Source organism: Vibrio sp. 1731 (genome assembly GCF_033339955.1).
GTDB classification, from domain to species: Bacteria; Pseudomonadota; Gammaproteobacteria; order Enterobacterales; family Vibrionaceae; genus Vibrio; species Vibrio alginolyticus.
On sequence record NZ_JAWOVO010000013.1, the window covers coordinates 1 to 17,247 of the forward strand.

Consider the following 17,247-nt stretch of genomic DNA (forward strand, 5'->3'; position numbering starts at 1 on the left):
GTTACATGGAAGTTACTGAAGAACTTAATGAAAACAGGATGTTAAGTCTTCAGCAACAATTAAAGGGAACATAGCCTTTGTTTTAGGATATTGGTGTTTCCTAAGGAGAGGGTATATGAAGCTTGAATTTTGTTTAAATCCAGATCAAACAGACCTTGATTTTGTTCGTGAAGGTATTCGATCTTATAACCGACTGCATTTACCTGAAGGGGAAGTGCATGCTATAGGCTGTTTCGCAAAAGATGAGAATGGCAAGATCATGGGTGGCTTGACTGGCGAAATGTTTAAAAATACGGTGTTTGTTGAGTTTTTGTGGGTAGACGCTGAAAGTCGAACCTCTGGTCTCGGTAGTCAATTAATGTCGATGCTAGAACAAAAAGTAAAGCCTCATGGGGTTACCCATGTTTATTTGGATACCTACAGCTTTCAAGCTCTTGAGTTCTATCTCAAATTGGGTTTTGAGAAAGTGGGGCAGTACTCAGGCTATCCTGCAGAGGGCATCCACAAGTACTTTCTACAAAAGGAAATTGTAGGCTAGGGAAAGCACGGGTTAGCTTGACTTGTTCTAGTGAAAATCAAAAAAGAGGCGCGAATTTGCGCCTCTTGTTGTATCAAATATCTATGTTTCTCTTTGACTTACAAACTTTGCTGGTGCGCGTCGATAAGTTCGTTCATCTTCGCTTCTGCTGCTTGCTGTGCTTGTTCATAGCTCATATCCGCAGGGAAGAGGTTGATGACTTCGTAGTAACATTTTAGTTTTGGCTCAGTACCAGAAGGACGAACAATCACGCGAGATTGATCTTCTAGGTGATAAATCAATACGTCACTTGCTGGTAAGTCAATGGATTCTTCAGAGCCGTCGTCAAACATGCGAACCGATGTTTTAAGATCTTCGGTTACTGCAACTTTTTTACCAGCAATCTCTGTTGGTGGATTGGCTCGGAGTTTGTCGCCGATTGGTGGAGAGTTCGGGTCGAGAGCGATGCTGCGTTGTGCGTTGAAGTAGAAACCGTGCTCGCGGTACAGCTCTTCCAGTTTATCCCACAGTGTTTTGCCTTGCGCTTTAAGCTTGCCTGTTAGCTGTGAAAACGCGACGATTGCAGATAAACCATCTTTATCCCACACCTTGTTACCCACGGTATAACCGAGCGCTTCCTCATAAGCAAACAAGAATGGGTTGGTTTCTGTCTCTTGTTCCATGGCAACGTTAGTAAGCCATTTAAAGCCAGTTAATGTTTGATAGTATTGTGCGCCATGCGCCTTAGCGATGCTGCTCAGCATTCTTGAGGATACGATGGTGTTGCCAACCAAAGCGTTAGGTTGCTGTTCCAGCAAGTAATCGCCAAACAGTGAGCCCACCTGATCACCTGTTAGCATTTGATACTCGCCATCTGGGCGTTTAACTGCCACGGCAAAACGGTCCGCATCTGGATCGTTCGCGCAAGCGATATCGGCATCTACGGACTTACCTAATGCCATCACCATATCCATTGCACCGGCTTCTTCAGGGTTTGGGAAGTTGACGGTTGGGAAGCTTCCATCAGGTTCGCGCTGTTCCTTAACACTTGCCACTTTTTGGAAGCCTGCGTCGGCAAGTAGCGTTTCCGCCATATTCGCGCCAACGCCATGCATTGCGGTGTAAGCAATAGATATATCGGTATTGTTGTCAGGAGTAAGCAGCGCGTTTTCATTCATTGTCTTACGGTAAGTTTGGTAGTAGTCGTCTTCCAACCAAACTAACAAACCGTGCTGTTTTGCATCATCGAGAGACATTAAAGGTAATGGCTTCGTTGTTGCGTCATCAATTTTCGCTGCGATTCCAGAGTCGTGTGGAGGAATAATCTGTGCGCCATTCTCCCAATATACTTTAAAGCCATTGTATTCTGGTGGATTGTGACTGGCAGTAACAACAACAGCGGCCGCCGCATTCAATGTACGGACACCAAACGCGACAATTGGGGTTGCTGCAACGTCATACGTTAGGTAAACCTTGATACCAAGGGCCGTCAGTACGGATGCGGTATCATGCGCGAATTGTTTTGAATCGGGACGACCATCGTAGCCAATAACGACACCACGACTCGCGGCATCTTTGACTTGCTCAAGCAAATAGTTCCCTAAACCAGTGGCGGTCTCTTGAATCACCAAGCGGTTCATTCGGTTTGGACCTGCGCCCACTTTTCCACGTAAGCCTGCAGTACCAAAGGCAAGGCGTGAGCCAAAGCGATCAGTAAGTTCTTGTTCATTGTTCGTATCGACGAGGTGTTGTAGCTCTTCACGAGTCTTAGGATCAGGGTCTCGTTCTAGCCATTGAGTAATTAGTGCTGTCATATCAGTCATTCCTTAGTAGGTGGAGCCTACTTTCTTGGACACTTCGTTTGGTAAGTATCTCAATGTTTTCTTTTAAATCAATGTAAATGGTTCTCAATTACATTTCAAAGAGGGCAATCGATAAACCGAATTAATTTTTCTTATCCGAACAAAATTTAATCATATTTAATTTCTTGAAGAACCTTGGAACTATAACTAGCCTTTTAACATAAATATAACAAACCGTGTCGAAATCGTAGTTTTTGTGATTTTTCGTAAAGTTGTTCGATATTTGCATCGGGACGCAAGGAAGCTCGCGTAGGCGTAGCGGCTGAGCAGAGGAGAGATCTTTTGAAAAGATTAACGACTACTCTAGCCTTATCACTGAATGTGATTTTAATCACATTTTCCTCTTTTGGTTGGTCAAAGGAAAATGACTACAACATGACAAAAGGGGTCACAGAGATAAGTGGGCAAGTGTATGAATTACATATGCTGATTTTCTATATCTGCTGTGTAATTGCTTTGATTGTTTTTGGTGTGATGTTCTATTCCATCTTCCGTCATCGCAAGTCAAAAGGAGCAGTTGCCGCACATTTCCATGAAAGTACAAAAGTGGAAATTATTTGGACGGTCATACCCATCATCATTCTTGTCGCTATGGCTATTCCCGCAACAAAAACTCTAGTAGCAATGGAAGATACAAGCCAATCGGATATCACGGTCAAGATCACAGGCTCGCAATGGAAATGGCATTACAGCTATTTTGGCGAAGATGTTGAGTTTTTTAGTTTGCTTGCCACCAGCCAAAAACAAATTGATGGAATCGAAGCTAAAGGCGCACATTACTTACTGGAAGTAGACAACCCTTTGGTGTTGCCTGTGAATCGCAAAGTGCGTTTTTTGATGACTTCTGATGATGTCATTCACTCTTGGTGGGTACCGGACTTTGCCGTCAAGAAAGACACCATTCCAGGTTTTATTAATGAAGCATGGACAAGAATTGATGAGCCAGGCGTATATCGCGGCCAATGTGCGGAGCTATGTGGTCGTGCACACGGATTTATGCCAGTGGTGGTGCATGCGATGGAAGAAGAAAAGTTCGATGAATGGCTAGCGAGTAAGAAGCAAGAACTCGCACTTCAAAAAGCGGCGGCACAAGAAGCGCTCTCTCAAGACTTATCTATGGACGAATTGATGTCGCAAGGCGAATCGATATACACGGCGCGTTGCGCTGTGTGTCATCAGGCAAATGGTGAGGGGATTCCGGGGGCATTTCCCGCGATTAAAGGCAGTCCTATTGCAACCGGAGACGTTACAGAGCACATAGATATTATTGTCAACGGTCGCCCAGGCACCGCAATGCAGGCTTTTTCTAATCAGTTAAGTGACAAAGAAATTGGCGCGGTTATCACATATCAACGAAATGCATGGGGCAACGATACTGGCGATACAGTGCAAGCATCCGATGTGAATGCCTTTAAGGCACAAGACAGTGCTAAGGAGGAAATATGAGTAAGCCAATAGATAAGGCAGTGAAGTCTGCGCCAGCAGAAGCCAGTGCGAACAGTACCATTGCGATTGATGATGGTCACGAGCATCATGCCCCCCAGGGCATCACTCGTTGGTTGTATTCTACAAGTCATAAAGACATAGGCACCCTCTACCTTTGGTTTAGCTTTGCGATGTTTCTAACAGGTGGTGCGATGGCTATGATCATTCGTGCCGAACTGTTCCAGCCAGGGCTACAGCTAGTCGATCCGCAGTTTTTTAATCAAATGACCACGGTACACGGTTTAGTAATGGTATTTGGTGCGGTGATGCCAGCATTTACGGGTCTTGCTAACTGGATGATCCCGATGATGATCGGCGCTCCAGATATGGCGCTACCGCGCATGAACAACTTGAGCTTTTGGATCTTACCTTTTGCATTTCTCATCTTGTTGAGCTCGTTGTTTTTACCTGGCGGCGGTCCTGATTTTGGTTGGACGTTTTATGCTCCGCTGTCCACGACTTATGGCCCGGATAGCACAGCGCTGTTTGTATTCTCTGTGCATATCATGGGTATCAGCTCCATTATGGGCGCGATTAACGTTATCGTGACGATCGTAAATATGCGAGCTCCGGGAATGACTTGGTTCAAGTTACCAATGTTTGTTTGGACTTGGCTAATCACCGCTTTCTTGTTGATCGCGGTTATGCCGGTACTAGCGGGTGCGGTGACCATGGTTCTTACTGACAAATATTTCGGGACTAGCTTCTTTGACGCAGCTGGTGGTGGTGACCCGGTAATGTTCCAACACATCTTTTGGTTCTTTGGTCACCCAGAAGTGTACATCATGATTTTACCGTCGTTTGGAATCATCTCCGCCATTCTGCCTGCTTTCAGTGGTAAGAAGCTGTTTGGTTATCATTCGATGGTTTACGCGACGTGCAGCATTGCATTGTTATCTTTCCTTGTGTGGGCGCACCACATGTTTACCACGGGGATGCCAGTTTTTGCTGAGCTCTTCTTCATGTATTGCACTATGCTGATTGCGGTACCAACGGGGGTTAAAGTCTTTAACTGGGTTGCCACCATGTGGCGTGGAGCTCTGACATTTGAAACGCCAATGTTGTTTGCCATTGCCTTTATTGTGCTGTTTACCATTGGTGGCTTCTCGGGACTGATGTTGGCGATTGTGCCGGCGGACTTCCAATATCATGACACTTACTTCGTAGTTGCCCATTTCCATTATGTGTTGGTATCTGGTGCGGTATTCTCGATCATGGCAGCGGCATACTACTGGCTACCTAAGTGGACGGGTAATATGTACGACCACAAGCTGAGTTTATGGCATTTCTGGTGCTCAATTATTTCCGTCAATGTCCTGTTTTTCCCAATGCACTTCCTAGGCTTAGCGGGCATGCCAAGACGCATACCGGATTACGCCATTCAGTTTGCTGATGTTAATCAAATAGTATCAATTGGTGGGTTTGCATTTGGGTTGTCACAACTGATCTTCTTATGGTTGGTGATCAAGTGTATTCGTGGCGGGGAAAAGGCTTCTGCAAAACCGTGGGAACGTGCGGAGGGCTTAGAGTGGACAGTGCCAAGCCCCGCGCCACATCATACGTTTACTACACCGCCTGAGATTGACTAGCAAAGAGTGGGGTGAGTGACATGAAACCGAATCCATCAAACAAGAAGCTCACAGTGAAGTTACTTTTGGCGACCCTGTTAATGTTTGGCTTCGGCTATGCACTGGTCCCACTTTATGACGTGATGTGCGACGCACTGGGAATCAATGGAAAGACAAGTGAAGTGGCCGCCATTCAACCGACAGGTATGCAACCGGACATGAGTCGAACTATTCGCGTGGAGTTTATGGCGCATGTCAGCCCAGATATGCCTTGGGAGTTTAGACCCAAAGTGATTTCGATGGATGTTCACCCAGGTGAAGTCGTACAAACCGAATACCTTGCATTTAATGAAAGCGGGCAGAAGTTGGTGGGGCAAGCCGTTCCTTCTGTTTCTCCCGGGACTGGAGCTGCTTACTTCAATAAGATTGAGTGTTTTTGCTTTAACCAGCAGCCTCTGGATGGTAAACAGCAAGCTCAAATGCCGTTGATTTTTTATATCGAACCGGGCTTGCCGGAGTCTATACACACGTTAACGCTGTCTTACACACTCTATAAACTTCCCCCTCCTACAGGCTCTTAGCCACTCAGGGAGAGAGATACAGACCAAGATTGGTCAGTAAGGAGAGAAATTATGAGTAACAAGCCAGGAATATATTATGTTCCCGCTCAAAGTAGCTGGCCGATCATCGGTGCATTTGCTCTGTTTTTGGTTGCTGTTGGCGCGGGCATGACCGTCCAGGGGACACAAAGTGACGGTGCAGTGGGAACCATTGGTGGCATTGTGCTAGCGGTGGGCTTCTTGTTCTTGCTTTACATGTTGGCTGGTTGGTTTAGTAATGTGATTACTGAATCACTGAATGGAAAATACAGCTCGCAAATTACTCGTTCTTTTCGCCAAGGAATGAGCTGGTTTATCTTTTCTGAAGTGATGTTTTTTGGTGCCTTTTTTGGTGCCTTGTTCTACGCCAGAATGATTTCTGTGCCTTGGTTAGGTGGGGCAGATAATAACTTCATGACTAACGAAGTCCTGTGGCCAACCTTCGAAGCGATGTGGCCACTCACACTGACACCGGGGGGAGAAACAACACAAGCTATGCCGTGGCAGGGCATACCCCTTACCAATACTATCTTGCTGCTATTGTCGTCTATTACGCTACATATGGCGCATATAAGCCTTGAACAAGACAAAAGAACGGCACTGATTGTTTGGTTAGAGATAACCATCGTACTTGCTGGCTTTTTCCTATATTACCAAGCGGTTGAGTATGTTCATGCTTATCAAGACATAGGGCTCACGTTGCAGTCCGGTATTTACGGTAACACGTTCTTCATGTTGACGGGGTTCCACGGTTTACACGTTTGTCTTGGGACTATCTTCTTGATCGTGCTGCTGTTCAGAATCGCTAAAGGTCACTTTTCGCCAAAGAACCATTTTGCCTTTCAAGCGGGCAGCTGGTATTGGCATTTCGTGGATGTGGTTTGGTTATGTCTGTTTGTGTTTGTTTACGTACTTTAGGCGCAGTGTGAACTCTTCGTTCGACTAATAAGGGCGAGGGTTTGGTGCTAGCCAACCCGAGCTGAGCGCAATAAGCAAAAGGACGACCACCAAAGCGGAGAACATGACTCGACGGCCTAAGTAATGACTCATGGGTTTGTCTCTTTTTTCAGGATTATCTGGGTCTTCACGAACCATTTCGATAAGCGCTTTTGCGAGGTTGAAGATAATGAAAAGCAGCAAAAGGACAAGCGTCAGTTTGAATAGAAATACGGTGGACATGGCACCTCCGGTTTCATCATTGTTGTTATCAAGACAATTATGGCTATCGAAACGGTTTTGGGTTGCAGTTGGTTTAACTGTGGTTGTGTTTTCTCTTTTGGTCAAACTGGGTTTTTGGCAGTTTGAGAGAGGGCAAGAAAAACAAGCATTGGAACAAGCCATTCTCGCGCGTGCGGATAGTGCGTACCAAGCACTAAGCGTCGTTCTTGAAGACAACGACTGGCGAGAGGAAAGTATCCTCGGGAAAAAAGTGGAAGTTAATGTTGTTCCTCAGGCGTTTCCCGTAATTTTGTTAGATAACCAAACGCATCAAGGCAGTGTGGGATATTTAGCATTTCAGATTGTATTGACGAGCGATGAGCCTAGTGCCTATGCGTTATTGGAGCTTGGTTTTGTCGAGGGAAGAGCAGATCGCTCAGTGTTACCAACGGTCACCAAACTCGATAATTCGACTTTCATCACAGGACGCCTGTACCGAAAATCTACTAATCCACTGAGCTCAGAGTTAATGCCGGAAGTTGGCGATGTTATTCGCGTGCAAAACCTAAACATCGCGCAATTGAATCAGCTACTGAATATTGAACTTATGCCCGCAGTCTTGCTGCCAGACAATTTAACTCGTTGGCCCTATGACTTTCCTTGGAATCCATTGCCACTCAATAGTGCCAAACATTTTGGCTATTCGATTCAATGGTTTTCGATGGCAGGTGTTTTCTTATTACTGACTTTAATTGTTTTTGTTCGTTGGCAAAAAAAGTTGCGTCACATGGAGGTGAAGCATGACATCTAAAGTAACCAAAGGACGACTAATGTTGATTGCGCTGGTTTGTACGTTCGCGCTTCCCGCTGTCATTGCAAAAGTCATTCTCACACAAGGGTGGTATCAAAGCGGAGTGACCAATAGAGGCGAGTTAGTCGAACCATACACGACGTTAGAGCAACTTGGTCAAGAGTCACCTCTCAAAGACCATGGTTGGCAACTCGCTTATGTATTGCCTAACGAATGCACTGAAGAGTGTAAACAGCAGCTTTACCTGCTTCAGCAAAGCCATGTTGCTTTAGGTAAGTATCAAGAGCGAGTAGTGCCAGTCGTTTGGCAGACTGAGCATTCAGATCCCATGGAAGTATCGATGTTAGCGATGCAAATGAATGAATTGGTTACCTCTAAAGTGAAACCTGGGCAAATGTTGATCGTTGATCCTCTTGGGCAGCTGGTGATGTCTTACTCGCCGAAACCAAATGAGGACTTAGTCCTATTGAATAAAGGTATGTTGGCGGACTTACGCAAGCTCTTAAAACTGTCACGAGTCGGTTAGAGGAAGTGCATATGAAATTAATTCAGTTGGTGAGATTCAGTTTGCTCCTAACTCTCGTGGTGATCATGTTAGGGGCATATACTCGCCTTTCAGATGCAGGGTTAGGTTGCCCGGACTGGCCTGGTTGTTATGGGCACTTTTCTGTGCCGCATCAAGAAGAAGACGTCATACGTGCTAACCTGAACTTCCCCGAGCGGGCAGTAGAGCATGAGAAAGCATGGCTTGAGATGATTCATCGCTATTTTGCAGGAACGTTAGGTTTAGTCATTTTTGCGATGGCAGCGATATCAGTAAGGTCTGAGCGTGTAAATTCAACCATTCCGATGTTGCTCAGCGTATTGGTGATTGGGCAGGCACTTTTGGGAATGTGGACAGTTACTCTTAAATTAATGCCCGTCATCGTGATGCTTCACTTGCTCGGTGGTTTTGTTTTATTGGCGTTACAGGCGATTTTTTACTGCCAATTAAAAGCGCAAAACAATCTCTATTTCTCTCCATCTTCTAGCTCTCTGAGAGGCTTTTCATTGTTGGTTTTCCTGGTTGTTTTGGTGCAAGTGCTCCTTGGAGGATGGACTTCGTCAAATTATGCTGCGCTGATGTGTACCACACTGCCGATTTGTGAGGGAGACTGGATGAGCCATCTCTCATGGAAAGAAGCGTTTTCTTTCTGGCAAACTGGATTCGAGAATTATGAATTTGGTGTCTTGGAGTATCCGGCAAGAATGACTATACACGTCACTCATCGTATAGGCGCTATTGTTACCGCCACCGTGGTATTGGCTTATAGTATTGGGCTTATGAGGCAAGATTCTCATCATTCACAGAGAATTGGAGGGTGGTTGTTATTCACTCTGGTGTGCCAAATTATGCTGGGTGTAAGCAACGTAGTATTTCAACTTCCTATCTATGTCGCGGTGGCGCACAACCTTGGTGCCGCTGTTATGTTGAGTCTCGTTTGTGTTAGCCAGTTTTACTTGTGGCAGGGTAAAACGGCTTGGAATTACACCGCGAAAGGAGTTCGCTATGAGTAAAGAAATCGCGCTGTCGTTAAATGGGCGAAAGCGACTAAGTTCCGTTTATTTGAAGTTAACGAAACCTAAAGTGGTGGCGTTAATGTTGGTGACGGCAGTAGTAGGTATGAGCTTAGCCCCGGTTGATGATTTCCCCTGGTTGCAGGCGGTAGTTGGCCTAACGGGGATTGGTCTGATGGCAGGGTCTGCGGCAGCGTTTAATCATCTAATTGACCGCCGAATTGATGCGAGAATGGCACGTACACACAAACGACCATTGCCATCGGGTGAGACTAAACCATCATCGGTGATAGCCTTCGCTACAGTTTTAGGTGTCTTAGGGTTTGTACTTCTCTATGCGATAGTCAACCCGCTGACGGCATGGTTGACTTTGATGAGTTTGCTCGGCTATGCGATGGTATACACAATGTACCTCAAACGTGCTACGCCCCAAAATATCGTCATTGCAGGGATTGCCGGTGCGATGCCGCCTCTTCTCGGTTGGACTGCTGTAACAGGGCAATTACATGCGAATGCCTGGCTGCTCGTAATGATCATTTTTATCTGGACGCCACCACATTTTTGGGCTCTGGCTATTCATCGTGTCGAGGATTACCGCAAGGTAGATATTCCCATGCTGCCAGTGACACACGGCATTGAGTACACCAAAACTTCTATTCTGTTGTATACGGTGCTATTGACTTTGGTTTGTGTCCTACCGGTTTTGGTTGGTATGGTCGGCGTGGTGTATCTTTTTGCCTCGCTACTCCTCAATGCTGGCTTTATGTACCATGCATGGAAGCTAAAATATGCACCAGAGCCAAATACCGCGATGGAGACGTTTAAATTCTCTATCTATCATCTTTTGGCGTTGTTCATTGCATTGCTTTCGGATCACTATATTGGTTATTAACCTTTCTTAAAACAGAAAACGCCGCGTGGTTCGCGGCGTTTTTGGTTTTGATACTTTGGCTTTAAGACAAAGCTTTCTAGATTTATTGAATTTCTAGCAGTTCAACATCAAAGATCAAAACACTTGCTGGTGGAATTGGGCCAGAGCCACTCTTACCATAGCCAAGCGTGCTTGGTACGAAAAGGCGGATTTTCTCACCTTCTACCATGTATTGTAGACCTTCTTGCCAGCCTTTAATGACTTGGTTAAGACCAAATGAAATCGGCTCACCACGATTAACAGAGCTATCGAATACCGTGCCATCAATCAAGGTGCCGTGGTAGTGTACTTTTACTTTACTTGTTGCCGTTGGGTGAACCTCACCTTCGCCTTTTTCAAGAACCATGTATTGAAGGCCACTTTCTGTTGTGATGACGCCTTCTTTTTTCGCATTTTCTAGTAAGAATGCTTGGCCTTTGGCAAAGTTTTCATCTGCTACTTTATGGTTTGTCCAAGTACGGTAAATGAAAAAGCCCGCCAAAATAAAAATAATAAGAGGAAACAAAAATTTAGACACGTAATCTCCTTGTCTATTTAGGTTGTTTTAGCAAAAAGTTGATGGTTTCTGCCATGGCTTCAACGCTGTCATGACCACCAGTAATCACTTGATATTTTCCGTTTACGATAAAGGCTGGAACGGAGTTAATTTGGCCGCGAGTCGTGATCGCTTCTGCCTTAGTGATGTACTCAAACAGCGCTTTTTGCTGTGCTTCATCTAAATGGTAAGGGCTGATAAGGTTGCGAGACTCAAAGGCTTTCTCTACGGCGATTTGGCGTTCCTCAGCCGTTGCATCGGCACCCATTTGCACAGCAGTAAAAAGATCCGCCATAAACGCTTTATCTGGTGTTGATTCAAGCTGCATTACGGCAGTATAGAAGATGATGGCGCTCACTTGTGCACTTTCATTGAACGTTACATGCATTTTTTCAACGCTTTGATCGGTCAATGATTCAATTTGAGGGACAAACTCTTCCATTGAGCGGCAGTGGCCACAAGTTAAAGAGAATGCTTCAGTCAGGGGAGCTAAATCATATTCTTCAAGGGATACTGGCAAAACTTCGTATTGTTTGCCTTGCTGAGGCTGACTCTTGCCGCTATCGCATGCCGACAAAGCCATTACGGCAACAACAACAGCAAAGCCTTTCGATATGGTTTTTAACATAGTAGTGCTCTAAATGAGAAATTTGCGTTAGTTTATCGGTTAACGATAGTGACTAAAACCATTAAATAACAATAAAATGAGACCATTGGTAACAGACTTTGCCTGACGTATGGGCTGTAAGGGTAGGGTATTTTAGTGTTGCTTTTTATTTGAGAGATGATTTTGCATTGACTCCAGTGGCATGAACGCTGCATAGACAAACCAATCGGTGGACAAAAGCGCTAAAGATTCGGCGTGTTTTGTCGACACAATGAACAAGAGTTTTTCTACGTTGGTAATGGTATGAAGCATTGGTTTTTAATTGTTTGTGGCATTCTGGCCGGGTGCAGCAGCCTCGATCAAGATATGGTCCCTGGTGGGAACATTTTAGATACAGCTCCTAAATCAAACACTGAGCTGAGACACCCAGAGTGGGGATACCCGAGCGCATCCAATGTGGCTTCTTCCCCTCGTTCATATCAAACGGCGAGGGCGTCAGTAAAAAAGTCGCAAAACGTGACCTCTCTGGAAATGTTCCTGAGCAGGCATAACATTCCTCACGAGACGCTTAGTGGTGGTCACCTGATGATACGTTTGAAAGAGCAAGTGCATTTTCAAACGGGCTCTGCACGGTTATCTGCTCAATCTCAAGATTGGATTCGAAACATTGGTCACTATCTGGCTGGAAGAACTGATGTTGATGTCGTGATTGATGGTCATGCGGATAGTACGGGAGCTGAAAGTTTCAACGACACGCTATCTGAAAAGCGAGCTCGTGAAGTAGAAAAACAACTATTGGCGACGAGTATTCCACGTCAACGAGTGTTTTCTAGAGGCTTCGGAGAGTATGTACCGAAGTGCAGCAATGCGACAGCAAGTGGTAAAGCTTGCAATCGGCGCGTAGAGCTAACATTGATCGTGGATGAATAACACAGACGTTGGGCGGTAATCTTCGTTGTGTTGTTCTCGCATACTCGTTATTTGCTTAGTGGAGTTTAAGTTCGGAGTTGAGCAAGAAGACTGAATAAGGAAAGCTCGCACGGCAACATTTAGCTAGAAAAAATAGAAAAGAGGCACCGTTAGGTGCCTCTTTTACATCCGCCAATGTTCATAGGGGGAACTTAGGCAAATTCTTTTTCAACGTAAGCGACGATGTCAGATGACTCGTATAACCACTGTGTTTCGCCATCTTTTTCGATACGAAGGCAAGGGACTTTAACTCGCCCACCACCTTGCTCTAGTTCAGCTCGATGAGTAGGATTATTTTTTGCATCACGTAGCTCAATGTTCACCGATTGACGTTTCATTGCACGGCGGACCTTTACGCAAAAAGGGCAGGCTTCAAATTGGTAAAGTGCGTATTGTTTCGCTTTTTCATCAATACGTTGCTGTTCTTTTGCGGTGCGCTTAATACCACGAGGTGAGAACACCGCGTTCAGCAATAAGATAACCTTGCCTAAAATCCAACGGATAAACTTCATAATGATCCCTTGATGTTCATTGGGTAACTGTCCTTTAAGAATGCAATCATGATGCTTGTTGCACTGAGCGTGAAGTCTATCAGTTGTTTGAAATGGATAAAACCATGTATTTTATGCGGAAAATAGACGTTTAAACCAACCCCAAAAGCCACTTGCTGAAGCCGGACGGGCTTCCTTACCTTGATAAAAACTTTGCATGAGTTCGGTTCTGAATGCATCAACGTCCATGCGTTTTATGACAAGCTCGTGCTGCAATGTATTTTGAGTCTGCTCAGCATGATCGTGCGCCAAGCTGAAATCCATATTTAAATAGCCTTGCGTGTATAACCAAAGGTGGGTGACTAAGATTAGGTCTTCAGCAGATTGGTTAGTAAACTTATCCGCGTGCTCATTACCCAAGGAGTCAGTCAGAACTTGCTGCATACGCTGGGTAGAGTGAGCATGTTGCTCGTAGTTAGCACTTGCTTCAATATGTGATTTGGTCAAAAGGCCAAGCAGGTGAAGAGTAGGTGCTGTTGTGGGTTTGTTCTCACAGACTTTTGTAAATAGTTGTGACTGTTCTTTTAACCAACGTCGCTTTGCTGCTTTATGTTCTTTAACAAAGGGGATTTCTTCAAATCCCATCTCTTGACTCAGTTCACTAAGAGACGTCATGGTTTTTTAGTTCCTTCACCGTTACTTCGATATGCTGATCATTGATATCAACAAAAATTGAGCTGCCAGTAATCATAACAGAAAGGCTAGTACCTCGGTCAAGGTGCTGACAAATCAAGTCGATAGCGTCATAGTCAAAGCTCTCTACGTTGACGGGAAGCATTGAGAACTTTCCTGACATTTTGTCCCACCAGACAGCCGCTTTGGTGTTATAAGTGTAAACTTTTACATGCTTTGCTAGGCGAGAAGCTTTCTTAATTCTGTCTGGTTCTGGTTCGCCAATTTCAATCCAGTGAGTAATGCTTTGATCATCGCCAACATGCCATAAATCAGGCTCTTCAATCGTAGAGAGTCCTTTTGTAAACTCCAGATTGCTTTGAGCATTTAAACAGTAAGCTAGAATGCGAGCCAACATTCTTTGCGGCTTTTCAGAAGGGTGAAGGGCGATAGTTAGATTCTTAGAATCGTAATAGTCATTATTCATATCGGAAATGGCGATACGAAATTTGTAAATGGTTGGTTTAAGAGCCATAGATTTATATCGTTTTGTTGGCAAAATAAGTTTTAGGCAAAAAAATAGCCAGCTTTAAAAGCTGGCTATCGTATCAAATTCTTTAAGAATTAAAGTACTTTGATTTGCTCTGCTTGAGGGCCTTTTTGACCTTGAGAGATAACAAATTCTACTTTCTGGCCTTCAACTAGAGTACGGAAGCCGTCACCAGTGATTGCAGAGAAGTGAGCAAATACGTCAGGACCGTTTTCTTGTTGAATGAAACCGAAGCCTTTAGTTTCGTTGAACCACTTAACTGTGCCAGTAGCTGTGTTAGACATGTCTATTTCCTAAATATCTAAATAATGTAATCTTTCGCCTCAACGGCGCTTATAGCGTGGAAAAATAAATTGCTATTGCGTACCACAGGACGACGGGTTACAAGTAATCCAACGAAATGTGAAAACAAAGAACTTTCTTTCTAGCCGTGTTTGAGTCTAGGTTAATTCCACGAAGAGTCAACATATATTAGTGCTTTATGGACAAATATTTGTATTTAGTCACTATTTAACCAGCATGTTTTTGATTAAACTTCAAATAAATGACGGTGATGTGAAGTTTTTTAGCATAAAATTCAACTAAATCTATAAATTTGACTTATTTATATAATTATTGTCCAATCTGGTTCGACCATTAAGGAGGATTTATGGCAAAGCGTAAAATCAGTCCTCAACCGAGTGGCTCACAACATGAGACCGACTTCGGCAGAGGTGAAATCAAAGACAACGCGTTAAAAGCGGTTGTTACCAGTCAGCTGTTCCAAACACGAGTCGTTAAAGCGAAAAAAGGTAAAGGTAGCTTCAGCCGTAAAATGAAGCATAGAGGCAAAGAGCCCTATTCAAAGTTCTCCCCAAGGTGGATTTTGAATAGGGCTTTTTTGTTGGTACTAGGTGTTTGCAAAACTGATGATATTCAATTTTTAGTACCAGATAAGTTTTCCTAATTTATCATGTACTGCTTCAACTGCTTCAACTGCTTCAACTGCTTCAACTGCTTCAACTGCTTCAGCGAGCTAGGCGTTGAAAGTACCAATTAAGTACTAAAACTTACTAAGTTAGATTCATATCAATAAGCGTCACTTCCTGTCTTATGCAACTCTACTATATCTTTAGTCTAATCAAACAGCCGAGATTATGGTTTAAAAAGACTGGTGAGAAGTAGGTATGTCATCGACGAGTTATGGTACTTATGGTTGCAAATGTAAAAAAGCGTGTGCTTCTTTATTACTACTGTGGCTGTCCATTTGTCCGATGGCGCATGCACACAAGTCAGAGTCTCATTCTTTAATTGTTGCTAACTCCAAAGCGTGGAAGCCGTTCTCTTACCTTAGCCCAGATGGTGAACCTAAAGGTATTTTAATCGACTTTTGGAAAGAGTACGCGGCGAACAACCAAATCGACGTTCAGTTTCTCCTTTTGGATTGGGATGCTTCTTTACAAGCCGTAAAAGAGGGTAAGGCTGACTTTCACGGAGGACTTGTCTACTCGCCCGAAAGAGCGAAGTATATGGACTTTGGCGCAGTCATAATGCCTATCCAAACCAAACTGTACGTAAATAAAGATGTACTTTCGGTTGATATCAGGAGTGTTTTAACTGGCGAAATGACGCTGCCAATTGGCGTTGTTAAAGGAAGTTACGAGTCTGAGTTTGTTCAGACGAATTATCCGAATGCACCTATCGCAGAATACATTAACAATGATTCGATGATACAAGCCGCCGTCGATAAAAAGGTGCTGTACTTTGTTGCAGACCTGCAAGTTGCTAACTTTTATATGGCAACCACGCCGGGAGCGGGTATGTTTGTCCCGACAATTAGCTTATATAGTAAAGATCTTCGGATTGCAGCAGGAATGCACAGTGCAACTTCCATTTTAGAGGTATCAAGAGCGTTTGAAAAAGTCATCGATACGGATCGTGAGCGGATCCTCACCCGTTGGAGTGTGGTGAAAACGGTTTATCCACTTTATCTTTTCCCTATTGCTATTTTCATTATGGCGGTTGCAACGCTTTATCATATTTTTGCCCTCAAACGTATGGTTGCTCTTCGGACAAGGCAGTTAACGATTGCCAATCAGCAATTGCTAGAGATGACGTTGACGGATTCTCTCACAAAGCTATACAACCGTAGACACCTGATTGAGCAATTGGCGCTACTGAATCATTTGAAGCGAAACTTAACGGTGATGGTGTTTGATATTGATGATTTTAAATCAATCAATGATCGATATGGCCACCTTGCTGGAGACCGAGCAATAGTTGCCATCGCAGAAGCCGCTAAGTCGATGACTGATGACCGAATGACATTGGCGAGAATTGGAGGAGAAGAGTTCGCACTCGTTACGTCTTCTCTGTCAGAGCGAGAAGCGCTCAATTTTGCCAATATGCTTTGTAAAGCCGTTTACGATCAGCCTGTTATACTGGGCGGACAAGCAATTCATTTGAGTATCAGTTTGGGCTGTGCTTACTATCCTGAGTTTACCCACATCGTGAGCTTGCAAGATGCTGACGAGTTGATGTATCAAGGTAAGTCTGAAGGAAAGAATCGTGCAGTTTTCCAAGTTATAACAGACTGTCAGCTTCAACCTGCGCTTCGTCAAGTGAATTAGGTCTCGCTAATTCAACTGATACTTCAAACCATCCTCAAGCCTCAAAGTTTTAGTCAGAGTAAGGTGGTAAGCGTTGACGATCACGTTGCGTTGTTTTCTTTGAGGCCAATTTGCGTACAAATACTATCACTTTCATATATATAAACCCCCGCTTGCTCACGTTTTTATCATAGAAGCAGTAATTGTTTTAAAGTGATAAGTGATTTCTTGGTAAAGATCAGAACCCCTGTCTACACTCAGTGTAAAGTAATGCATATAAAGCATGATGCATACGGTGTTGTACAAAAACAATTAAAGAAGATAAGAAATAAGTTGGCTTGAGAAGG

20 protein-coding genes are annotated in these 17,247 nt (G+C 44.2%); 12 read left to right on the top strand and 8 right to left on the bottom strand.

The window, feature by feature from the left end:
* The first annotated feature begins 115 nt into the window (after nt 1-115).
* Entirely contained in the window at nt 116-538 is a 423-nt protein-coding gene (locus R7035_RS15390; protein ID WP_054701313.1) for a GNAT family N-acetyltransferase, read from the top strand.
* A 98-nt stretch (nt 539-636) separates the two neighbouring features.
* Here R7035_RS15390 and R7035_RS15395 read toward each other — a convergent pair whose 3' ends face one another.
* Nucleotides 637-2,331, bottom strand: a complete 1,695-nt coding sequence (locus R7035_RS15395) for a phospho-sugar mutase (RefSeq protein WP_025768465.1) — start codon at nt 2,329-2,331, stop codon at nt 637-639.
* A 330-nt stretch (nt 2,332-2,661) separates the two neighbouring features.
* Here R7035_RS15395 and coxB point away from each other — a divergent pair, with 330 nt between their 5' ends.
* Genes coxB through R7035_RS15415 form a run of 4 tightly spaced genes read left to right on the top strand, consistent with a single transcriptional unit; the run spans nt 2,662 to nt 6,949 of the window.
* Entirely contained in the window at nt 2,662-3,825 is a 1,164-nt protein-coding gene (coxB, locus tag R7035_RS15400; RefSeq protein WP_262651861.1) for a cytochrome c oxidase subunit II, read from the top strand.
* Nucleotides 3,822-5,453 (top strand): cytochrome c oxidase subunit I, encoded by a 1,632-nt coding sequence (gene ctaD, locus R7035_RS15405; protein ID WP_017821601.1) that lies wholly within the window; start codon nt 3,822-3,824, stop codon nt 5,451-5,453. Before coxB ends, ctaD begins: the two co-directional genes overlap by 4 nt.
* 20 nt (nt 5,454-5,473) lie before the next feature.
* Entirely contained in the window at nt 5,474-6,013 is a 540-nt protein-coding gene (locus tag R7035_RS15410; protein ID WP_047101617.1) for a cytochrome c oxidase assembly protein, read from the top strand.
* A 51-nt stretch (nt 6,014-6,064) separates the two neighbouring features.
* Nucleotides 6,065-6,949, top strand: coding sequence for a cytochrome c oxidase subunit 3 (locus tag R7035_RS15415; RefSeq protein WP_053350485.1), 885 nt, complete (start codon nt 6,065-6,067; stop codon nt 6,947-6,949).
* 24 nt (nt 6,950-6,973) lie between these two features.
* On the opposite strand, the gene R7035_RS15420 is transcribed toward R7035_RS15415, so the two are convergent.
* Nucleotides 6,974-7,210 (bottom strand): DUF2909 domain-containing protein, encoded by a 237-nt coding sequence (locus tag R7035_RS15420; protein ID WP_005375504.1) that lies wholly within the window; start codon nt 7,208-7,210, stop codon nt 6,974-6,976.
* Between R7035_RS15420 and R7035_RS15425 the strand changes: the two genes are divergently transcribed.
* From R7035_RS15425 to cyoE, 4 genes are read left to right on the top strand one after another with little or no spacing between them, the layout of a single operon-like run.
* Complete coding sequence (locus R7035_RS15425; protein ID WP_053350484.1) at nt 7,209-8,000, top strand: SURF1 family protein; 792 nt, start codon at nt 7,209-7,211, stop codon at nt 7,998-8,000. The genes R7035_RS15420 and R7035_RS15425 overlap by 2 nt on opposite strands.
* The gene (locus tag R7035_RS15430; RefSeq protein ID WP_053350483.1) at nt 7,990-8,526 is read left to right on the top strand and encodes a hypothetical protein; all 537 of its coding nucleotides are present in this window, start codon (nt 7,990-7,992) and stop codon (nt 8,524-8,526) included. The genes R7035_RS15425 and R7035_RS15430 overlap by 11 nt, the downstream gene beginning before the upstream one ends.
* 11 nt (nt 8,527-8,537) lie before the next feature.
* Nucleotides 8,538-9,557 carry a COX15/CtaA family protein gene (locus tag R7035_RS15435; protein ID WP_017635865.1) on the top strand — a complete coding sequence of 340 codons (1,020 nt, stop codon included), beginning with the start codon at nt 8,538-8,540 and terminating at the stop codon, nt 9,555-9,557.
* Nucleotides 9,550-10,449 (top strand): heme o synthase, encoded by a 900-nt coding sequence (gene cyoE, locus R7035_RS15440; protein WP_053350482.1) that lies wholly within the window; start codon nt 9,550-9,552, stop codon nt 10,447-10,449. Before R7035_RS15435 ends, cyoE begins: the two co-directional genes overlap by 8 nt.
* Nucleotides 10,450-10,531: 82 nt before the next feature.
* Here cyoE and R7035_RS15445 read toward each other — a convergent pair whose 3' ends face one another.
* Complete coding sequence (locus R7035_RS15445) at nt 10,532-11,005, bottom strand: FKBP-type peptidyl-prolyl cis-trans isomerase (protein WP_005375638.1); 474 nt, start codon at nt 11,003-11,005, stop codon at nt 10,532-10,534.
* A 13-nt stretch (nt 11,006-11,018) separates the two neighbouring features.
* A complete protein-coding gene (locus R7035_RS15450; RefSeq protein WP_042521488.1) occupies nt 11,019-11,651 on the bottom strand; it encodes a thiol:disulfide interchange protein DsbA/DsbL in 633 nt (210 codons plus the stop codon).
* A 282-nt stretch (nt 11,652-11,933) separates the two neighbouring features.
* Between R7035_RS15450 and R7035_RS15455 the strand changes: the two genes are divergently transcribed.
* On the top strand, nt 11,934-12,560 hold the full coding sequence (locus R7035_RS15455; RefSeq protein WP_025768460.1) for an OmpA family protein: 627 nt from the start codon (nt 11,934-11,936) through the stop codon (nt 12,558-12,560).
* 191 nt (nt 12,561-12,751) lie between these two features.
* Here R7035_RS15455 and R7035_RS15460 read toward each other — a convergent pair whose 3' ends face one another.
* The 4 genes from R7035_RS15460 to R7035_RS15475 all read right to left on the bottom strand — a co-directional run bounded on the left by R7035_RS15460 (nt 12,752) and on the right by R7035_RS15475 (nt 14,596).
* Nucleotides 12,752-13,111 (bottom strand): glutaredoxin family protein, encoded by a 360-nt coding sequence (locus R7035_RS15460; protein WP_256900995.1) that lies wholly within the window; start codon nt 13,109-13,111, stop codon nt 12,752-12,754.
* Between the two features lie 111 nt (nt 13,112-13,222).
* Complete coding sequence (locus R7035_RS15465; protein WP_005375629.1) at nt 13,223-13,765, bottom strand: hypothetical protein; 543 nt, start codon at nt 13,763-13,765, stop codon at nt 13,223-13,225.
* On the bottom strand, nt 13,752-14,297 hold the full coding sequence (locus tag R7035_RS15470) for a YaeQ family protein (RefSeq protein ID WP_005375627.1): 546 nt from the start codon (nt 14,295-14,297) through the stop codon (nt 13,752-13,754). The genes R7035_RS15465 and R7035_RS15470 overlap by 14 nt, the downstream gene beginning before the upstream one ends.
* Before the next feature lie 89 nt (nt 14,298-14,386).
* The gene (locus tag R7035_RS15475) at nt 14,387-14,596 is read right to left on the bottom strand and encodes a cold-shock protein (RefSeq protein ID WP_005375625.1); all 210 of its coding nucleotides are present in this window, start codon (nt 14,594-14,596) and stop codon (nt 14,387-14,389) included.
* A gap of 365 nt (nt 14,597-14,961) precedes the next feature.
* Here R7035_RS15475 and R7035_RS15480 point away from each other — a divergent pair, with 365 nt between their 5' ends.
* Both R7035_RS15480 and R7035_RS15485 read left to right on the top strand, forming a co-directional pair.
* Complete coding sequence (locus R7035_RS15480; protein ID WP_017635870.1) at nt 14,962-15,258, top strand: alternative ribosome-rescue factor A; 297 nt, start codon at nt 14,962-14,964, stop codon at nt 15,256-15,258.
* Nucleotides 15,259-15,478: 220 nt separating this feature from the next.
* A complete protein-coding gene (locus tag R7035_RS15485; protein WP_017635871.1) occupies nt 15,479-16,921 on the top strand; it encodes a diguanylate cyclase domain-containing protein in 1,443 nt (480 codons plus the stop codon).
* Nucleotides 16,922-17,247 lie beyond the last annotated feature (326 nt).